Origin of the sequence: Bacillus mesophilum, from assembly GCF_008923265.1 — a bacterium.
In the GTDB taxonomy this organism is placed as follows: domain Bacteria; phylum Bacillota; class Bacilli; order Bacillales; family Cytobacillaceae; genus Cytobacillus; species Cytobacillus mesophilum.
Map to the genome: position 1 here is coordinate 498,110 of NZ_WBOT01000003.1, position 18,190 is coordinate 516,299.

16 protein-coding genes are annotated in these 18,190 nt (G+C 39.4%); 13 read left to right on the forward strand and 3 right to left on the reverse strand.

Going from position 1 to position 18,190, the window contains the following annotated elements; translation table 11 throughout:
- Nucleotides 1-7: 7 nt before the first annotated feature.
- Entirely contained in the window at nucleotides 8-643 is a 636-nt protein-coding gene (locus tag F7732_RS12040; protein ID WP_151574144.1) for a DUF6944 family repetitive protein, read from the forward strand.
- A 679-nt stretch (nucleotides 644-1,322) separates the two neighbouring features.
- Here F7732_RS12040 and F7732_RS12045 read toward each other — a convergent pair.
- The gene (locus F7732_RS12045) at nucleotides 1,323-2,159 is read right to left on the reverse strand and encodes a nuclease-related domain-containing protein (RefSeq protein ID WP_151574146.1); all 837 of its coding nucleotides are present in this window, start codon (nucleotides 2,157-2,159) and stop codon (nucleotides 1,323-1,325) included.
- Nucleotides 2,160-2,493: 334 nt separating this feature from the next.
- Between F7732_RS12045 and F7732_RS12050 the strand changes: the two genes are divergently transcribed.
- From F7732_RS12050 to F7732_RS12085, 8 genes are all read left to right on the forward strand, one after another.
- A complete protein-coding gene (locus tag F7732_RS12050) occupies nucleotides 2,494-3,159 on the forward strand; it encodes a TorD/DmsD family molecular chaperone (RefSeq protein ID WP_161598874.1) in 666 nt (221 codons plus the stop codon).
- Complete coding sequence (locus F7732_RS12055; RefSeq protein ID WP_151574150.1) at nucleotides 3,152-5,548, forward strand: DMSO/selenate family reductase complex A subunit; 2,397 nt, start codon at nucleotides 3,152-3,154, stop codon at nucleotides 5,546-5,548. Before F7732_RS12050 ends, F7732_RS12055 begins: the two co-directional genes overlap by 8 nt.
- 19 nt (nucleotides 5,549-5,567) lie before the next feature.
- Nucleotides 5,568-6,146 (forward strand): DMSO/selenate family reductase complex B subunit, encoded by a 579-nt coding sequence (locus tag F7732_RS12060; RefSeq protein ID WP_151574152.1) that lies wholly within the window; start codon nucleotides 5,568-5,570, stop codon nucleotides 6,144-6,146.
- Nucleotides 6,147-6,160: 14 nt separating this feature from the next.
- A complete protein-coding gene (locus F7732_RS12065; protein WP_151574154.1) occupies nucleotides 6,161-7,006 on the forward strand; it encodes a dimethyl sulfoxide reductase anchor subunit family protein in 846 nt (281 codons plus the stop codon).
- Nucleotides 7,007-7,252: 246 nt separating this feature from the next.
- Nucleotides 7,253-8,947: an FAD-dependent oxidoreductase gene (locus F7732_RS12070; protein WP_151574156.1), complete on the forward strand. Its 1,695-nt coding sequence runs from the start codon at nucleotides 7,253-7,255 to the stop codon at nucleotides 8,945-8,947.
- 81 nt (nucleotides 8,948-9,028) lie between these two features.
- Nucleotides 9,029-9,289: a metal-sensitive transcriptional regulator gene (locus tag F7732_RS12075; RefSeq protein WP_066442699.1), complete on the forward strand. Its 261-nt coding sequence runs from the start codon at nucleotides 9,029-9,031 to the stop codon at nucleotides 9,287-9,289.
- Between the two features lie 343 nt (nucleotides 9,290-9,632).
- Nucleotides 9,633-10,283, forward strand: a complete 651-nt coding sequence (locus F7732_RS22850) for a hypothetical protein (protein WP_192913020.1) — start codon at nucleotides 9,633-9,635, stop codon at nucleotides 10,281-10,283.
- Nucleotides 10,284-10,359: 76 nt separating this feature from the next.
- Entirely contained in the window at nucleotides 10,360-10,896 is a 537-nt protein-coding gene (locus F7732_RS12085) for a redoxin domain-containing protein (protein ID WP_151574158.1), read from the forward strand.
- Between the two features lie 88 nt (nucleotides 10,897-10,984).
- On the opposite strand, the gene F7732_RS12090 is transcribed toward F7732_RS12085, so the two are convergent.
- The gene (locus F7732_RS12090) at nucleotides 10,985-11,308 is read right to left on the reverse strand and encodes a thioredoxin family protein (RefSeq protein WP_151574160.1); all 324 of its coding nucleotides are present in this window, start codon (nucleotides 11,306-11,308) and stop codon (nucleotides 10,985-10,987) included.
- Between the two features lie 172 nt (nucleotides 11,309-11,480).
- On the opposite strand from F7732_RS12090, the gene F7732_RS12095 reads away from it, so the two are divergent.
- Genes F7732_RS12095 through F7732_RS12105 form a run of 3 tightly spaced genes read left to right on the forward strand, consistent with a single transcriptional unit; the run spans nucleotide 11,481 to nucleotide 14,921 of the window.
- On the forward strand, nucleotides 11,481-12,788 hold the full coding sequence (locus F7732_RS12095; protein ID WP_151574162.1) for a spore germination protein: 1,308 nt from the start codon (nucleotides 11,481-11,483) through the stop codon (nucleotides 12,786-12,788).
- Complete coding sequence (locus F7732_RS12100; protein WP_240056604.1) at nucleotides 12,781-13,857, forward strand: GerAB/ArcD/ProY family transporter; 1,077 nt, start codon at nucleotides 12,781-12,783, stop codon at nucleotides 13,855-13,857. The genes F7732_RS12095 and F7732_RS12100 overlap by 8 nt, the downstream gene beginning before the upstream one ends.
- Nucleotides 13,854-14,921, forward strand: coding sequence for a Ger(x)C family spore germination protein (locus F7732_RS12105; protein ID WP_240056605.1), 1,068 nt, complete (start codon nucleotides 13,854-13,856; stop codon nucleotides 14,919-14,921). Before F7732_RS12100 ends, F7732_RS12105 begins: the two co-directional genes overlap by 4 nt.
- An 85-nt stretch (nucleotides 14,922-15,006) precedes the next feature.
- Here the strand turns inward: F7732_RS12105 and F7732_RS12110 are convergent, their stop codons facing one another.
- Nucleotides 15,007-16,377, reverse strand: a complete 1,371-nt coding sequence (locus tag F7732_RS12110) for an aldehyde dehydrogenase (RefSeq protein WP_151574164.1) — start codon at nucleotides 16,375-16,377, stop codon at nucleotides 15,007-15,009.
- A 243-nt stretch (nucleotides 16,378-16,620) separates the two neighbouring features.
- Here F7732_RS12110 and F7732_RS12115 point away from each other — a divergent pair, with 243 nt between their 5' ends.
- Nucleotides 16,621-18,045 carry a hypothetical protein gene (locus F7732_RS12115; RefSeq protein WP_151574166.1) on the forward strand — a complete coding sequence of 475 codons (1,425 nt, stop codon included), beginning with the start codon at nucleotides 16,621-16,623 and terminating at the stop codon, nucleotides 18,043-18,045.
- Nucleotides 18,046-18,190: the final 145 nt, after the last annotated feature.

Below are 18,190 nucleotides of genomic sequence, written 5' to 3' on the forward strand. Positions count from 1 at the left end.
GGAAGGCATGGATCATGCAGGCGAAGAATTACTCATAACAGGAGCATGGCTTCTTGGACTGGGCACACTGTCAGCAGCCATTGGTCAGACCCATGCCACCGTCACACGGACAAAGAAGGGAAAAGAACTGGTCCTTAAGGGAAATGGGATCGAAGCATTGGGCAACTCATTACAGGCCGTCGGAAGGTCGAAAGATCCCAACCCGGCAAGTGCTGAATCAACATATTACTATATCATGGGCTGCTGGATTGAAGCGGCAGGCAATACCACAAACTCAGTCGGGATACATGTCGAATTAAATGAGTCAGAAGAAGATGGCTGGCGAATTGATGCTCTTGGAAGTTCCGTGCAAGGACTTGGTGCAGCATTTGAAGCAGTAGGAGCTTCCCTGGCCGCCGACACACCTGCCAGGGAATTGGATATGACAGGAAATAGTCTGGTTTCGCTGGGCTCGATCGTTGAGGCAATTGGCACTGTTTTCTTACTGCAGGAACTGGAGGAAGCAGGTGAACACATCCTAATGATTGGGAGCTGGATTCAAGTAATTGGAGCTTTTATATTGATTAGAGCCTTTTCGATGGAAGCGGAAAATGAGGAGGATGGGGAGAGGCGTACGTTTTCTTTTTATAATAGGGGGAGATGAGGTAGTTTTAGATGGATTCTGGGAGAAGTGAGTCGTGAAAAAGGGGAGAAACCGCGCGAGAATCTTGAATCTGGGGGATGGTGTGGTGAAAAGTGGATAAATACTCCTGTGGAATTTAGAATTTGGAATATGGTGTCGCGAAAAGGGGATAAACACCCCTGTGGAATCCGTAAATTGGAAAATGGTGTCGAGAAAAGGAAAAAACACCCCTGTGGAATCTAGAATCTGGAAAATGGTGTCGCGAAAAGGGAAGAAACACCCCTTTGTAATCCATAATATGGAAAATGCTGTCGCGAAAAGGGGAGAAACACCCCTCTAAAATCTAGAATATGGAAAATAGTGTCGTGAAAAGGAGAGAAACACCCCTCTAAAATCCATAATATGGAAAATAGTGTCGCGAAAAGAGGAGAAACACCTCTCTATAATCCATAATATGGAAATTAATGTCGCGAAAAGGAGATAAACACCCCTCTATAATCCAAAATCCGGAAAATAGTGTCTTAAAAAGAAAAGAACCCCCCCAACCTAATTCTATTAACCCAAAATAACGCACAAATAAGCCTTCAACTATTCACTAACAAAAACACAATATAGCAAAAAAGCCCGTGCAATCACAATATATGGATGCACGAGCAAATGACATAATCCCAAGCATACCAGAAGACGAACCATTTAAGCATCAAACATAAAAGGATCCTCTTCCACTGCCAGTCAAGCGATAATGCCTCTTGAGTACTCTTTGTACTGTCTTTAAAGACAGGCCTCCAGTCCAATTAGAAATTCCAGCAACAGTGATTTTTTCTTCAGGAAATAGAATTTTAAACTCTTGAACGCACCGTAGTATTGCAGCGCCCAATTTCTCAACAAATCCACACTGATCACAAACCATTTTAGAGTTAGACGGAAGCATAAAAGTACGGCATGCAGGACAAGGTACTCCCTTTTTAAGCGTGTCATAGGAATAGGCAGGAAAACGTGAGTAAGGTGATTTTTCTAGCTTGTAAGAGTTTAATGCAGCAGCAAGTTTATGATGCTGGGCTTTAAGTTTAGTGGAGTGGTTATTAATCTTTTTGAGGAATCTCTTAATCTGTGTAGAAAAAATGAGTGGTTGCTGAGGATTACAGCCAAATAAATGAAATTCGGGATTAACAAATATACAATAAGCTTCTATCGGAATTTTATAGCCAAGCTCACGGCAAAAGTGGTTGAGCAGCAGCTCGCTTCGTTTGAGCTGCTGCAATGGTGATTTGATTTCCGTACCTGTGATGGAGTGCCACTTTTCTCCATTGATTGAAAAATCACCTTCATAATTCTTCACCTCAAATAAGTAGATGGTCTTTTCAGAGAAAAGCAGCGTATCGATTTGAAGTGCATTGGATGATTGGACATCCAGTGTTAAATCTTTGAGTACAATGAAAGAGCTTGATAGCTCCGTTTCAAGCCAGTGATCAAAGCGTTTTTCCCCGGCATATCCTTTTTCTAAATGATGCTTTTTCTTGAGATCAGGTAAATTCATTCTGCCTTCCAATGATTGCAGAATGATCAGCTCAATTGGTTTATTTCGATTATTACTAATAATTTTCAACTCCTAACTTATTACAGGTCTACTATATTAATTCTACTATGGTTCAAAGTCTCCTCTAAGAAGAAAAAATTCAAAAAAATCCTATGATGTTGTGAACGCAAACAACTAATCTCACAAATTCCTCCGATTTCTTTTGTTCCAATGTACTAAATTATCCCCGTATTTTTGTATTCCATGCCATATTTTTTAACCCAAAAGAGGTTTATACTAAGTTCACGAATGTGATTAAGTTCACAAAGTATTAACTTGAAAGCGGGGAATGAAGATGGAGGCGGCAGCGGAGAATTTTATGACTGTCTGGAAGGACAGGAAAGATCAGTATGATTTCCTTCATTACATTTTTAGTCAACCTGTCAGTGCAGCTGACTTGGAAGCATGGGATCTCAGCGGTATTTCTGAAAAAGCTGATTTAAACAATGATTTGCGTGACTTTATTCATACTTTATCAGCAGGGAGCTATCATGACACTGCTGATAGAGAAGGAAAGGTGTTTTTAAAGCTTTTTTTCGGGCCAGAGCATGTAATGGCTCCGCCTTGGGAATCGGTTTACCGCTCTAAGGAAGGCTTGTTGTTTGGAGAGTCAACATTGGCAGTTCGTGAGAAGCTGCGCCAATTTGGGCTTGTATCTGAAGGAGAAAATAAAGAGCCTGAGGATCATATTGCAATAGAACTCGAATTTATGAAGTACCTTATGACAGTTTCTGCTGAGGCAATACAAGACCAAGATGATTTGAAACTCAAGAAGGCTATGCTGTATCAGTTTTTACTAGTAGATGAACATCTCGTGCAATGGGTCAAGCCATTTACTGAAAGAATTATTGTTGCTGCAGAAAGTAAGTTATATAGGGGCTCTGCAACACTGCTGCGGGATTTTATCATACAAGAACATCAATACTTATCAGCGGTAAGGGAGGTCTTAGAATATGAGTGAGAATTTATTAGAGAAAATTTCGAGTCAAACCATGAAGCGCAGAACCTTCTTGAAATGGACAGGTGCTGTAGCGGCGCCAGCAGTGTTAGGAGGAGCGACTGTAGCAAATAAGCTTGTTCCATCACCGGCAGCAGCAGAGGGAACTGCTGAGAGTGTTAAGGTAGTTCCAACATGCGGCACTTTGAATTGTGGAGGAAAATGCCTGATTAAGGCTCATGTGAAAGATGGGACAATTACAAGGTTATCAACAGATGATGATCCGCGTGATAAGAATGCAGATTCCCTTAAGTTTCCGCAAATACGTGCCTGTGTAAGAGGGCGAGGATATCGGCGCCATGTCTATCATCCAGACAGGATTAAAACACCTTTGCGCCGGACTGGAAAAAGAGGAGAAGGCAAGTTTAAAGAAATTAGCTGGGAAGAGGCAATTAAAGAGATTGCCAGTGAATCGACTAGAATTAAAGAAAAATATGGTCCTGCCTCACGGTACGGAATCTATGCAACTGGTCAGACGGGACAAATTGGAAGCGGTGATACACTTATCCAGCGGCTGCTCGCATGTGACGGCGGCTTCCTTGGAAGATACTCAAATTACAGTTCTGGGCAGCATGGTGCTGCAACACCGTACACATTTGGCGTAGGTTCTGCCAGCAGCAGCCTTGACACTTTAGTAGATTCAAAGCTTATTGTCTTAAACGGCTTTAATCCGGCTGAGACCATTTTTGGACATTTTAACGTTTATTTAAGACTGGCTAAAAAAGCTGGAGCAAAGATCTATATTATTGACCCAAGAAATACAGATACTGCTGTTGGTCTTGCTGATGACTGGTTCCCGATTAAACCAACAACGGATAATGCACTGATTGCCGGTATGGCCCATGTCATGTTTAGTGAGAATCTGCAGGATCAGGCGTTCTTGGATCAATACTGTATTGGTCATGACGAAGAACATATGCCAGAAGGTGTCCCTGCTGGCGAATCCTATAAAAGCTACATCATGGGAGTAACGGATGGTGTAGAAAAAACACCTGAGTGGGCTGCAAAAGTGACTGGTTTGCCTGCACATAAGATTAAACAGCTTGCAAGAGAGGTCGCTTCAACAAAGCCGATGGCATGGATTCAGGGGAATGGAATTAATCGTCATATGAATGGTGAACAGCTTTCCCGGGGAGGATCTTTAGTTGCTGCACTGACAGGCAATATTGGTGTTAAAGGCGGCTGGGCTGGTCCTGGAGCAGCAGGCATTGCCAAGTATGTTGCGTTTCCTTCAATTGAAAATCCAACAGGCTTATCCATTCCGTGTTTTCGCTTTACAGATGCCATTGCAGATGGAGAAAATATGGGAACTGCAGAGGGAGTTAAAGGTCTTGAGGAAGGCCAAACATTGCCATCCAATATCAAGATGATTTTTAACATTGCCGGTAATGCACTGATCAATCAGCATTCAGATATTAATAAAACGATCGAGCTAATTTCAGATGAATCTCAAGTCGAGTTTATTGTCACAACGGATCTTTACATGACACCATCTGCTAAATATTCAGATATCATTCTGCCAACCTGCACATTCTTTGAACAAAGTGACTTTGTTCCGCCTTGGAGCTATGGACAGCATATTATTATGTCACAAAAGGTGATTGAACCGCTTTTCGACTCAAAAACAGAATATGAATGGATGACAGAGCTTGCAAGAGAGCTGGGTGTTGAACAGCAATTTACAGAAGGCCGTACACAGGATGACTGGGTGAAATGGATTATTAACGAAACAAGAAAAGAACAGCCCGATTTTCCAACATATGAGCAGCTGAAAAAAACAGGCATTCATAAATATGATTTTGAACCAGTAATTGCCTTTGAAGCGCAAATCAAAGATTTAAAAAATAATCCATTCGAAACGTCATCAGGCAAAATTGAGCTGTTTTCAAAAGACTTGTGGGACATGGATAATCCTGAAGAAATCCCAGCGATACCTAAGCATGTCTTATTAGAAGAAGGAGCAGAAGCTACTACAAAAGGCAAATATCCGCTTCAGCTGATTGGGTGGCACAGCAAGCGCCGCACCCACTCGTCTTATGATACAAGTGATTGGATGGAAGAGGTAGAAGGAAATATTATGTGGATGAATCCAATCGATGCAGACGAAAGAGACATAAAAGAGGGCGATCTGGTAAAGGTATTTAACGATCGGGGAGCACTTAAAATGCCTGTTAAGGTAACAAGCAGAATCCTGCCGGGTGTTATGGCAATTCCGCAGGGTGGATGGTTTACACCTGATAAGGATGGGATTGATACAAGGGGATCTATTAATGTTTTAACAACACATAAAGCTACTGCTTTAGGCCATTGCAATCCGCAGCATACAAACCTGGCACAAGCAGAAAAAGCATAAGAAAGGGGGATGCTGAAGAATGACACAACAATTAGGTTTTTATATTAATCAGGCCCGCTGTGTAGGGTGTAAAGCATGCGTTGTTGCGTGTAAGGATAAAAACGATAATCCTGTCGGCGTTAATTTTCGCAGAGTCTATTCGTTTGAAAGTGGTTCATTTACAGATCATAACGATGGAACATACGAACAAAATGTTCAAGCCTATTATTTATCAGTTTCCTGCAACCATTGTGATGACCCGGCTTGTGTTAAAGGTTGTCCAACAACCGCGATGTATAAGCGTGAAGAAGATGGTGTTGTTGTTGTTGATCATGAAAAATGTGTAGGCTGCCAATATTGTTCTTGGAATTGTCCATACGGAGCACCTCAATACAATGCAGAGGTTGGAAAAATGACAAAATGCAACCTCTGCATCGATCTTCTTGAAAAAGGAGAGCGCCCAGCGTGTGAGGCTGCTTGTATTTATCGTGCTATAGAAGTAGGGCCGATTGATGAGTTGCGAAAAAAATATGGTGATGTCAGCGAGCTTAAAGACCTTCCAAAAGCTTCAATGACCAATCCGAATATTGTTATTAGTCCGCATAAATTTGCTAATTAAGGAGGTTTTCCCACATGCATGAATGGGCACTGCTTATTTTTACCATATGTTTGCAAGCAGCAATTGGCGGAACAATTGTACTGCTGTTATTTTATAGAAAACTTTCCAATCTTGGAGCAGAAAAAAGCCTTCAAGTGATGAAGCTGCCACTTACCGTGATTTCTGTGCTCTCCCTAATCGGCTTAGGGGCATCCTTCGCTCATTTGGGTGCTCCTGAAAATGCATTTAATACAATTAGACATCTAGGGTCCTCGTGGATGAGCAGAGAGATTTTAATAACAGGGATGTTTATCGGACTCACCTGTTTGACCACAGGTTTGACTTTTGTTCAAAAAAAAGTTCATGTATGGCTGCTTATCGCCGCAACTGTTGCAGGTTTAGTTGATGTCTTTTGCATGAGTGCTATCTATTATAATACTCTTGTCAGCGGCTGGAATTCGCTTAATACTTATACTTCCTTTTACGGAACGGTCTTTGTTTTAGGACCAGTCCTTACAGCAGGTTTGATTGCGCCAAGTTTAAAGGGGCGATATAAAGAGCTCAGCCAGCAGCTGCTAAAATATGCATTTTATATCTCGCTTGCCGGAATTGCGATACAACTAATAGGAGTGGCTTTATTTTCATCAGCCATGCCAGATGTCAGCCAAATCGGAGCGGTTAATGCATTAAATGCATTGGAAGGTTACCAAGCCACAGTGGCTATTCGCTGGATTATTGAACTTGCCGGGGTCTTATTCATCGGTTACCTGGCACATTCCACAAAACTAATGCAATTGAATTACTTTGCTTATGGAGCACTCGCTGTCTTGATCTTTGCAGAAGGCATGAGCCGGTATGTGTTTTATGTCATGGGAGCATAACTATGGGAAAGCTGTCACATTGAGTGGCAGCTTTTTTATGTTTGGAAGTCAGAGGAGAGAGCAGCTGCTGGTGTTTCGTTTTAGCTAGCTTTTTTATTTTAAGACTGCTGATTCCATCATATATCCTTAGAGTTATAACAACCCCATCTAAATCTCAGATAATCAAATTACTATTAATCTCCCCAGTTGACCATTTACCCCCATGGGTATAAAATGAAACATAAGTTATCCAAAGGAGTGACAAAGATGGGGAAAAAGGTCGTAATTGTCGGTGGAGTTGCTGGAGGAGCGTCTGTTGCAGCAAGAGCTAGGAGACTGGACGAGCATGCAGAGATTATTATGTTTGAAAAAGGGCCGCATGTTTCCTTTTCAAATTGTTCCCTGCCATATCATTTAAGCGGGATTGTAGAAGATAGCCAGAAGCTCGTGTTAATGAATCCTGAAATATTTAAAAAGAGATTCAACATTGAAGCGAGAGTAAGACAAGAAGTGGTGAAAATTAACCGCAAAGAAAAAACCATTTCAGTGAAGAATTTAGCAACAAGTGAATACTACGAAGAAACTTATGATCACTTAGTTCTTTCACCAGGAGCAAAGCCAATGCGGCCAAATCTTGAAGGTGTCAACAATACGAATGTCTTTACAGTAAGAAATGTAGTGGATATTGAAAAAATGCATCGCTTTATAAAAACTGAAAAGGTTCAAAAAGCAGCTGTAATAGGTGGAGGCTTTATTGGTGTTGAAGTTGCTGAAAACTTGAAACTAGCAGGGCTAGACGTTTCTTTAGTTGAATTTGCTGATCAAGTCATGACACCTTTTGACTATGATATGGCTCAGATTCTTCATAAAGAGCTGGTAAATCATGGTGTAGAGCTTATTTTAAATGATGGTTTAGCAAAAATCTCTGATACCTTTATAGAAACAAATTCAGGCCGCAAAATAGAAGCGGACGTCGTTGTTTTGGCTATTGGAGTTAGACCAGAAACGACTTTAGCGGAAGAGGCTGGTCTAGAAATTGGAGAGACAGGTGCGATTAAGGTCAACCATCACTATCAAACAAGTGACCAAAATATTTATGCAGTTGGTGATGCAATTGAAGTACATCATCGTTTATTAAACAAACCAACCAGATTGGCCCTTGCAGGTCCAGCATTAAAGCAGGCCAGAGCGGCTGCGGACCATATGTATGGGATTCCAAATAGAAATGAAGGGGTAATTGGTTCGTCTTCGATTCACCTTTTTGACATGAATGCTGCTGCAACCGGATTGAATGCAAGAACTGCCAAAGATGCGGGTATTCCTCACGACTCTGTTTATGTTATACCAGGAGATAAAGTTGGATTGATGCCAAATAGCAACCCTATGCATTTTAAATTGGTATATGAATATCCGACTGGCAGAATTTTAGGTGCACAGGCGATCGGAAAAGGGAATGTCGACAAGCGAATTGATGTCATCGCAGCAATCATCAAGCTGAATGGAACAATAGAGGATTTAAAAGACCTTGAATTAACCTATTCACCGATGCTAGGGACTGCTAGGGACGTCGTAAACCATGCTGCATTAGTAGCAGAGAATCAGCTTTATGACCTATATAAGGAAGTTAAGGTTTCGCAGGTTCGTGATTTAGTAGAAAGCAATGCCTTTATTATTGATGCCCGTGAAAAAGGAGAATATCAGTCAGGGCATTTAAAAAATGCAGTTAATATTCCGCTTAGCGAATTTAGAGACAGACTGGGTGAGATTCCAACAGATCAGCCAGTGTATATTCATTGCCGTTCAGGGCAGCGCAGTTACAATATGGTCATGGCTTTAAATAACTTAGGCTATGAAAATATATATAATATTTCTGGGTCTTATTTAGGCATTAATATTTATGAGTATTTTAACGATCTCGTGAGCGGAAGAGAAAAGATCGTTACGCACTATAATTTTAAGTAAGGGATGTTAAAAGTAACGCCTATAAAAGTATCTCCGTTTATTCCTTTTAGGGTACAATTGGTGAAAAAGGGGGGAAGTAGGATGGAATATGATAAATCCGTTGTAAACCGTTTAAAACGTATTGAAGGTCAGCTTAAGGGAGTTTTGCAGATGATCGAACAAAACAAGGATTGCCGTGACGTCATCACCCAATTATCAGCTTCCCGCAGTGGCATTGACCGAACGATTGGCCTCATAGTCAGTATGAACTTAGAACAATGTATTCGTGAGAACCTGGAAAAAGGGGAAAGCACAGAGGATTTAGTAAAAGAAGCAGTCAATTTATTGGTGAAAAGCAGATAAAGTTCAATACCATAAGAAAAAGTATTGGACTTTTTCTTATGATAATAATATACCTGTGTGGGTATTAGTAAGGGGAGGTTCCCTTACTGGAATGATTATTTGTCATCATTAATTATCAAAGTATCAAGGCTTTGAAAAAATAAACGATGTTACTGGCGGTATAATACTTGGATGTAATGACAAAGCATTACACATTAGGCAGTGAAGTCATTTAGCACTTTACTGTCTTTGTTTTATCCGCGTAAGAGGGACTCCCTGGGCATTTAATTTTTATCAGTTTTCACGGTTTCTTCATACTTCCAGTGTATTGTTTTGGTATAAAAGTGAACGGAGGGAATCCTATATGGCGATCACCAGTAAATTATTATTTTTTGGAATCGTTGCATTTAGCTTTTTGGCTGGCGTCATAGCTTTTTATTTTTTAAGTGAGCAGCCGAAGGAGCAAAAAAAAAGAGAAATTGATGAAGTTATAACAGCACTATTGAATTTTGTTATCTTCATGATTATAGGAAAGGTACTGATCAATTGGCGAATATTTATTGATGACCCATTGGCAGTGTTAGCGTATCCAAGTAATTCTTCAGCGTTTTACTTGGCAGTTCTGTTCAGTATTGTACTGCTTGTTTATAAATCTAAATACAAACAGCTTCATTTTATCGGTTTTAGTGCTGCTTTTCTGCCTATTTTCTTATCAGCAACTTTTTTATATGAGTTTATTCAATTGGTGTGGAAGAAGAACTCTTTGAGTCTTGGTAACATGCTCATAGCTGGTCTGATTCTTGTTTTGTATCTTTATCTTCGTGAGCGGTTGAAATCTGTACATCTTGTTTTGGCACTCCTTACTGGCTGGTCAGCAGGAATGCTTATATTATCTTACTTTCAGCCATTCATCACGATTTTCGGATTTATCGTAGCCAGATGGTTTGTCCTGGTATTTTTAGTGCTCAGTTTCTCGGTTATGATGATAAGAAATCCAGGTTTGAAACGTCAATAAGCTGTTGTCATGATATAGAATTTTATTTTCTCAGATTTATTAATGATGATGTTAAATAGGAGAAGGAGGGCAGGTTATGAAAAATACAATTTTTGTTGGAGTTATTTTAGCTATGCTGGCTTGGGCCATTTACGATTTCACAAATACGAAAAACACTGCCAAGCAGCTTAATGAAAGTGAGAATGAGGTTGGTCTAGACGTTGGGGATGTAGCACCTGATTTCGAACTTGGATTGTTAAATAAAGAGGAAATAGTAAAATTATCTGATTTTCGGGGACAGCGTGTTATGGTGAATTTCTGGGCAACCTGGTGTCCGCCTTGCCGGGCAGAAATGCCGGATATGGAAAAGTTTCATCAAGATCGTGATGTAGCGATATTAGCTGTAAACATGACCGACACTGAAATGAATGATGAACAGGTTGAGAATTTTGCTGATACATACGAATTAACATTTCCGATTTTATTAGATGAAGAAGCAGAAATGGCTGACTTGTATAATATCCAACCCCTTCCGACTACATATATGATAGACTCAAATGGCATTATTCAATATAAAACTTTAGGGGCCATGAATTACGAATTGATGATTCAGGAGTTTGAAAAAATGGATTAATCGCCAAAACGTGCAAAAGCTTTCGCTATTCATAGCATAATGTTTTTGCACGTTTTTTAATTGGATTTCACCGATCTTTCGCTCTCCTCTATTGATTAATCTGATCTAACTGATTCTTTAAATCTTCCATACGCACAAATCGGTTTTCTCTGATTAACTCCTTTCCGTTCCCGAGAAGCAGCATGGCAGGTACGGTAAACACTAAAAATTCCCCAGCTACTTGCTTGACCAGATCTGCGTCCACCTTTCCCACATGAATTTGTGGATATTCATCAAGTAAATCCTGAACCTTTGGCCATACAACATGACAAACACTGCAATTTTGACTGGATATATAGATAAATGATTTTTGATGATTGTTTATAAAATCTCTTACCATTTCTATAGAAGTCAGTTCTGTATGTCCGCTCATACTCTTTCACCTTTCTTTGTAAAATTTTTTATTTAAACTCACCTTATACCACGTAGGGTATATTTTCAAACAAAAAGGATCGCTAATGTTTACCAATATTCTTCACTAATTAACATAATTTTTTTCTTATTGGCAAAACTACTCCCAATTATAAGATGAAAGGATATCACATATGAATTCTTTTATTGGAAAGATAAAAGATGCTTTTCAGGGAAATGACGATTTCTTCTGTAAAAAACAAATAATCTGCGGCGAGTCCGTTTTTGTAATAGGTTTAGACAGCTTGGTTGAATTAGATAAAACACTTGGGGAACTGAAAGAATATAAGGAGATCGAAGAGATTGAGCAGCACGGAGAGGAGCTGGCGGATATTGAAACAGCTAAAACCTCTCTATTAGAAGGCAAACTGCTGCTTGCCAGAACGTCTAAGGATCTTGCTATTAGTCTTGTACCAGCTCCTGTTTCCTTAAATCGTTCGATTGAAAGTTCTTCAAATGAAAATGTTGTGTTAGGTTCGGCCATTTCTTTCAATGAGGATATTAAACTCAATATTGGACTGGTCAGAAAGAATTTGAAATCACAGAATTTAAAGGTTAAAACCTATGAAATTGGCAAACAGTATAAGAAAGAAATAGCACTACTCTATAATCAGGAAACGGTTCATTCTGAACTGCTGTCCAAAATCCAAGGTCAAATTACAAAATTTCTGAATCAAGCAGAACTTGAATGTATACAGGATGCCTATAAGATGCTGGGATTAAAAAAGTGGAGTTTCGTCACACAAATCAATACGACTGAAATCCCAGATGAAGCACTGCGGGCAATCAGAAAGGGAAGAGTGGTTCTATTTATTGATAGACTATCATTAGCTCTTATTCTGCCTGGTGTATTAAGAGATATGATTTTTTTGTATAACGACCATAATTACCCCTACCCGCTTATGCTCTCTGTACGGCTGCTTCGAATAATGGGCATTCTTCTTGCGTTAATTATTCCAGGACTATATGTAGCTTTAGTTGCCGTAAACCCCGAAGTACTTAGAATTGAGATTGCATTGTCAGTTGCACAAAGCAGGGAGGGTGTTCCCTATCCGGCGATTATTGAGATTCTTATTATGCTTCTGATCCTGGAATTAATCTTAGAGGCAAGTATTCGGCTGCCAAGCAGTATTGGTCCTACGATCACAATGGTTGGGGGCATTATTTTAGGTCAGGCGGTTGTAGAAGCAAAGCTGGTGAGTAACCTGCTCATCATTATTTTAGCTGCAGCTACAATAGCCAATTCGACCGTAGTGGGATTCCAAAATTCAATCTCTATCAGAATCTTTAAGTACCTCATCGTTTTTTTGGCCTCTCTTTATGGGATTCTTGGCATTTTGGTAGGATTATTTATCATTTGTACTTATTTAGCCAGTATTGAAACATTTGGCATTCCCTATTTGCATTTTAACTTAAATAAAGGAGAAAAAAGCAGTGGATAAAAGCTGGCAGATTGTAGTGATGTACATATTGACACATTTAGGACTTATATTCTTTCTATACCCTGCAAATATTATTGAGAGTTCAAGTGTAGCTCAATGGATTCCAATATTCATAGGAGTTATCTTACATTTTGTAATCGTCTTAATTTATTTAAAAGGATTAAGTTACTTTCAAAATAAAAATATTATTGACATATATTCTTCTTTTGGAAAGCTATGGACCTTTTTTTTATTAATACCTACAGGCTTATACTTATTAATGATCAATATCATTACGGTCAGATCTTATTCAGAGATCATTAATATCATATTTCTTACAAAGACCCCGCTCTGGGCTATAATGCTCCTAATTCTGTCTATTTCCTGTTATTTGTCCATGCAGAAGCTTTCAGCCATTTTTAAGACAGGCTTTCTCTTGTCTTTTCTTTTCCTGCCATTAGTTTTATTTGTTATAGCCATTTCTTTTCAGAATGTTGATTGGCGCTATGTGATTCCTATATGGAGCAGTGACTTCTCTTTTATCAAGAAGCAATCTTATCTTAATAGTTACTTTGCTATTGGGGGAGGGTTCCTATTTTTAGGTTTTATTCAGCCAGTGCTATCTTTTCGGAACACCCGGATCCTCATTGGCCTGGCAGCAATAGCACCTGCCTATTTATTATCTGTGTATGTGCCAGTGTTAACATTTGGCCAGGCTACAGCTGAGACCTTTTTATTTCCATACGTTGCTGCTGTAGATGGCATCAATATATCTTGGCTCATGTTTGATCGAATCACCATGTTTTTTCTATTATGCCTAATCACATTTATTATGTTATTTATTGCGCTTGTTTTATGGAAAACAGTACAAATTACAAAATATTATATTCCTATGTTATCAGAGAAATGGGCAGCGATTGGCCTGGCATTCTTCATCTATTGCATCTGTCTGCGTATCCCTAATTGGAGTGATGCAGAGAAATTGTTTCAGATTAATACGCCTTTACGTTTTTACGTCATTCTACTTGTTCCGCTTTCCATATTTGGTTTAGGTCTTTGGAAGAAACGTAAAGAGGGTGTGAATGGGTGAAAAGATATTTGCTTCTTATCCTATTGCTTACTTCAATGTTTATCCTCAGCGGCTGCTGGGATAATAAAGACATTAATCATCGTGTGATGCCTGTTGTCCTCGGTGTGACACAGCAGGATGAAAACTATGAAGTGTACCTGCAGATTCCGCAGCCGGCTGGGGGGCAGATTGAAACCATCGTAGTGTCAGGAACTGGAAAAACTGTCAATGAGATCATTGACCACATTAGTGCAAATATGGAGAGAAGTGTGGATCTTTTGCATGTAAAAGTCATTGTGGTAGATCGGGAGCTAGCTGAAAAGGGAGTAAAGGATTTGATTTCTGGTTTTATCCGATCAAGGGATATATCCTCCAAAGCTTTATTTGCTGTTATTGATCAGGATTTATCCACATTTTTTGGAGCCATGACCAGTGAACCAAAAGCTGAAGGAACCATTTTATTAGATTTCTTTGAAAAAAGTGCAGGCTGGGATCCGCAAATAGCATTAACAAGAATATGGGAAGTATACAGAAGCATCTATTCTTACACAAATGACGTCGCTGTGCCTTTAATGAAGCTTGGAAAGACCACATTGGTTGAGCATACAGGATCAGCGGTTATTAAAAATGGCGTAATGATGGGAGATATTTCGGCCAATAAAACTCTATTGTATAATGCCTTCAATGGAGAGAGTACACTGGGAAAGATAGAAGTGCTGGATGATGCAAGTGTCATGATCCTAGGTGAGAAAATGAAGTTCAAAAGCAAACTGGAAGAGGGTAAACCGGTTTTTTCGCTATTTTTAAAACTAAAAGTGACCATATTGGAGACAATTAATGATGCTTCTGAAAATGAGATTAAAAAGGAATTGGAACAGCTGCTGACTGAAAGATACCAAAGCCTTTTTGAGCAGATGAAAGAAAGCGGGTCAGATATTCTAGGAATTGGCCAGTACTTTAGGCGCGAAATCCCTCGTGATCAACTAAAAGAATGGCGCAGTGTTTATTTTCCAGAACTGAAAGTGGACTTTGATATAGAGATAGATATTCAAAACACAGGGAATTTAAAAATTCCTAAAAATTGAAAGGAAGTTTCTAGATGCAATCTTCCATAAAACATAAAGGCTATCGGATAGCGACCGACAGCCTTTATTTAAGAGATAAGCCATTCTAACCCAAAAATCTCCGGATCCATTTCAACCCATCCTTACTGTTTGGATAACGAAATGGCATATCAAAAACAGTAGACTGTTTTAAAACACTTTTTTCATGAGAGAAGGCATCAAAGCTGCTTTTACCATGATAGGAACCCATGCCGCTTGTTCCGACACCTCCAAAGGGCAGGTGGGGAGTGGCCAAGTGGTATAGCGTGTCATTAATGCAGCCGCCGCCAAATGAAATGCTCTCAAGGACATAATGTTCGATCTGTTTATCACTTGTAAATAAATAGAGGGCAAGCGGGTTGGGAAAGTTTAAAACACCTGCTATTACATCATCAATGTCCTTGTATTCCATAATAGGAAGAAGAGGACCAAAAATTTCATCCTCCATAATAGGTGATCCCCAATTTACATCTGTGATAACAGTTGGTTCAATGGAGAGTTTTTCTTTATTCGTTTTTCCGCCGTATGCAATTTGACCGCTTGTCAGAAACTCCTCAAGGCGATTAAAGTGCTTTTCGCTGACAATGCGGGTATAGTCACGATTTTCGAGAGGCTGTTTGCCATACAGGTCGGCAATGGCCTCTTTTAGGCACGATATAAATGATTCTCTTACCTTTTCATGTACATAAACATAATCTGGTGCGATGCATGTTTGACCTGCATTGATAAACTTGCCCCATGCAATGCGCTTAGCTGCAAGTTTTAAGTCTGCATCATGATGAACAATGGCAGGGCTTTTTCCGCCAAGCTCAAGGGTAAGAGGAGTCAGATGCTTTGAGGCTGCTTCCATTACAATTTTTCCAACAGGAACACTTCCTGTAAAAAATAAATAGTCAAAAGGCTCGTTCAGCAGGGCTTGACTTGTTTCAACGGCACCTTCCACGACTGCAATATACTCTTCGGGAAATACAGATTCTATCATCTTCTTAATGAGAGCAGAAATGGTTGGCGTAAGCTCTGACGGTTTAATAATTGCACAATTTCCAGCACTGATTGCGCCTATTAATGGAGCGATCGCCAGCTGGAACGGGTAATTCCAGGGTGCAATAATTAAGGTGCTTCCATATGGCTGCGGATAAATATAGCCTTTTGTTCCTGTATGGCTTAAAGCAGTCTTCACTTTTCGAGGTTTGGCCCATTTGTGTAAATGCTTTTTTGTAAACTTAATTTCTTCTAATAGAATACCGATTTCCGTTGTATATGCTTCAAATTCTGACTTGTTTAAGTCTTTGCGGAGCGCATCTATAATCTCTTGTTCATGGTTTTTAATAATGGAGCGCAATTGATCCAATGCTTCTAATCGAAAAGAAATGCTTTTGGTTTGATTGCTTCTAAAATATTCTTGTTGCTTTTGCCGTAATGGCTTGTAGTTTTCCATCTAATCCGCACTCCTTCTTTTGGAGAGTAAATTGAACCTTTCATTTGCGTGTAAGCAGCAGATAAGTTCTCTATATCATACCATGTAACACTTATGAGATCATGAATGAGCACCTGCAATAATCATCATTTGTGAGGGTTTTGTTCGAAGTGATGTTCAGATTATACTTGGAATAGTTAACTTCTAAGAATTGTTTATGGTAAAATTCAACTAACCATTTTTCTTTAAAGAGGGGCCCATACAGTGAACAAAACAGTGTTAGACAAATTAAAAACATACATATATGGATTTGATGTTTTGGAAATTGATGTTTTCCCGGCAGAGGGCGATCCTAATTCCTTTGACTTTATTGATCGTGAGGAAGATGAGGTGATTGCTTCAGCAAATTTTGATGAAGAAGGTCTGGCTAACTTTTCCACCTATAATGATGAAGAATCTCAAACAGGATCCTTAAAGAGGGATGTACTTATTAATAAAGCTTACACCTTTATTGATGAATTTTATCCAAGGGATTTCAGCGAAACGCTCTGTTTATCTGCATTAATTGATATGGATGATTTCACGATGATTGTCTTTAATCAGAAGGACAAAAAGTTTGGACTTGAACTTCCTAATTCTGGGGTAAGCTTTTCCATTATGCCAAATGGAGTTATCAGTCATGTGGAGAGAGATTATCATAAAGTTGAGGTCATTTATCCGAAAAGCTGTATCACTGCTGAAAAAGCAAAGAAACTATTTTTGAAAGAGCTTCGGTTAGTTCCTGTCATAGCTAAATATGATAAGGATACATATGTCAACGGAGATAACCGTTATTACTTTGTCTATGAAATAGAAGATTATGTGATGGAGGTAGGAGCTGACGGAAAGCTTCAGACAATCGAAATGTTTGGAGTCGAGCGCCAGCAATATGCTGGGGAAGTCTGTCTGTCGGATCCTGCTGATTTATATACACTAGCAGGATTAACGGAAGATCACATGAAGATTTACGAAAGCAAAACAAAGAAGGGCCGCATCGAGGTTTGGAGCAAAAAAACCAAACAAGAGCTTGCTGTTGAGAATGCGGAGCTGGCAGAAATCCAATTAGCGATTCCAGATACGGTTAAGCTGCTATTTAATCAGGATGGAGGATTACTGCGCTTATTAAGTGAAGATCATAATTCAAATGCAACAGTGATTACAGCAGAACAAGCACTGAAAAAGGCGAATGAAGTGATCTCTGGTGAATATACAAAAAATAAAAGTACGTTTCAATTACTTCAAGGTGATGCCGAATTGCACCATTATACCAATGAAGGTCAATCAGAAATATATGCTTATCGTTTTTGTTATCACCGTTTTGAACAGGGCATAAAAGTTCAAAATGCTGAAATTGCCATCGAAATCTGCGCCAAAACAGGCTCCCTGCTTAGAGTTGAAACAGATCAGGTTATTTTTGCTGATCTTAGTATGCTAAATATTCAGCAGTCTATTACGATAGAAGAAGCAGCGGAAACGTATAAAAAGGGTCTGTCCATGGAGCTATCATGGGTAAAAGACCTGGAAAACGGCATGTATTCATTAGCTTTTGTCCCTTCTTTTCCACAAACAAGAGGACATATCCGCTGCATCAATGCGACCAGCGGGGAACCCTGGATTATCGATACATCCTGCATGGAAGAATTTGAATAAGAAACATGAGGCTGGGACATCAGTATTTAACATGGCCATAGAACCGAGTGGTTAGGAAGATCATCTTTCTAGTCATTCGGTTTTTTATTTATGATAAAATATCTTATTTTAACAAGAGTGAAATGGAGCGGAGGACACTCGACTC

Coding starts and splice junctions, on each gene's coding strand:
- F7732_RS12040 (WP_151574144.1), top strand. CDS start 8: ATGGATCATGCAGGCGAAGAATTACTCATAACAGGAGCATGGCTTCTT.
- F7732_RS12045 (WP_151574146.1), bottom strand. CDS start 2,159: ATGAATTTACCTGATCTCAAGAAAAAGCATCATTTAGAAAAAGGATAT.
- F7732_RS12050 (WP_161598874.1), top strand. CDS start 2,494: ATGGAGGCGGCAGCGGAGAATTTTATGACTGTCTGGAAGGACAGGAAA.
- F7732_RS12055 (WP_151574150.1), top strand. CDS start 3,152: ATGAGTGAGAATTTATTAGAGAAAATTTCGAGTCAAACCATGAAGCGC.
- F7732_RS12060 (WP_151574152.1), top strand. CDS start 5,568: ATGACACAACAATTAGGTTTTTATATTAATCAGGCCCGCTGTGTAGGG.
- F7732_RS12065 (WP_151574154.1), top strand. CDS start 6,161: ATGCATGAATGGGCACTGCTTATTTTTACCATATGTTTGCAAGCAGCA.
- F7732_RS12070 (WP_151574156.1), top strand. CDS start 7,253: ATGGGGAAAAAGGTCGTAATTGTCGGTGGAGTTGCTGGAGGAGCGTCT.
- F7732_RS12075 (WP_066442699.1), top strand. CDS start 9,029: ATGGAATATGATAAATCCGTTGTAAACCGTTTAAAACGTATTGAAGGT.
- F7732_RS22850 (WP_192913020.1), top strand. CDS start 9,633: ATGGCGATCACCAGTAAATTATTATTTTTTGGAATCGTTGCATTTAGC.
- F7732_RS12085 (WP_151574158.1), top strand. CDS start 10,360: ATGAAAAATACAATTTTTGTTGGAGTTATTTTAGCTATGCTGGCTTGG.
- F7732_RS12090 (WP_151574160.1), bottom strand. CDS start 11,308: ATGAGCGGACATACAGAACTGACTTCTATAGAAATGGTAAGAGATTTT.
- F7732_RS12095 (WP_151574162.1), top strand. CDS start 11,481: ATGAATTCTTTTATTGGAAAGATAAAAGATGCTTTTCAGGGAAATGAC.
- F7732_RS12110 (WP_151574164.1), bottom strand. CDS start 16,377: ATGGAAAACTACAAGCCATTACGGCAAAAGCAACAAGAATATTTTAGA.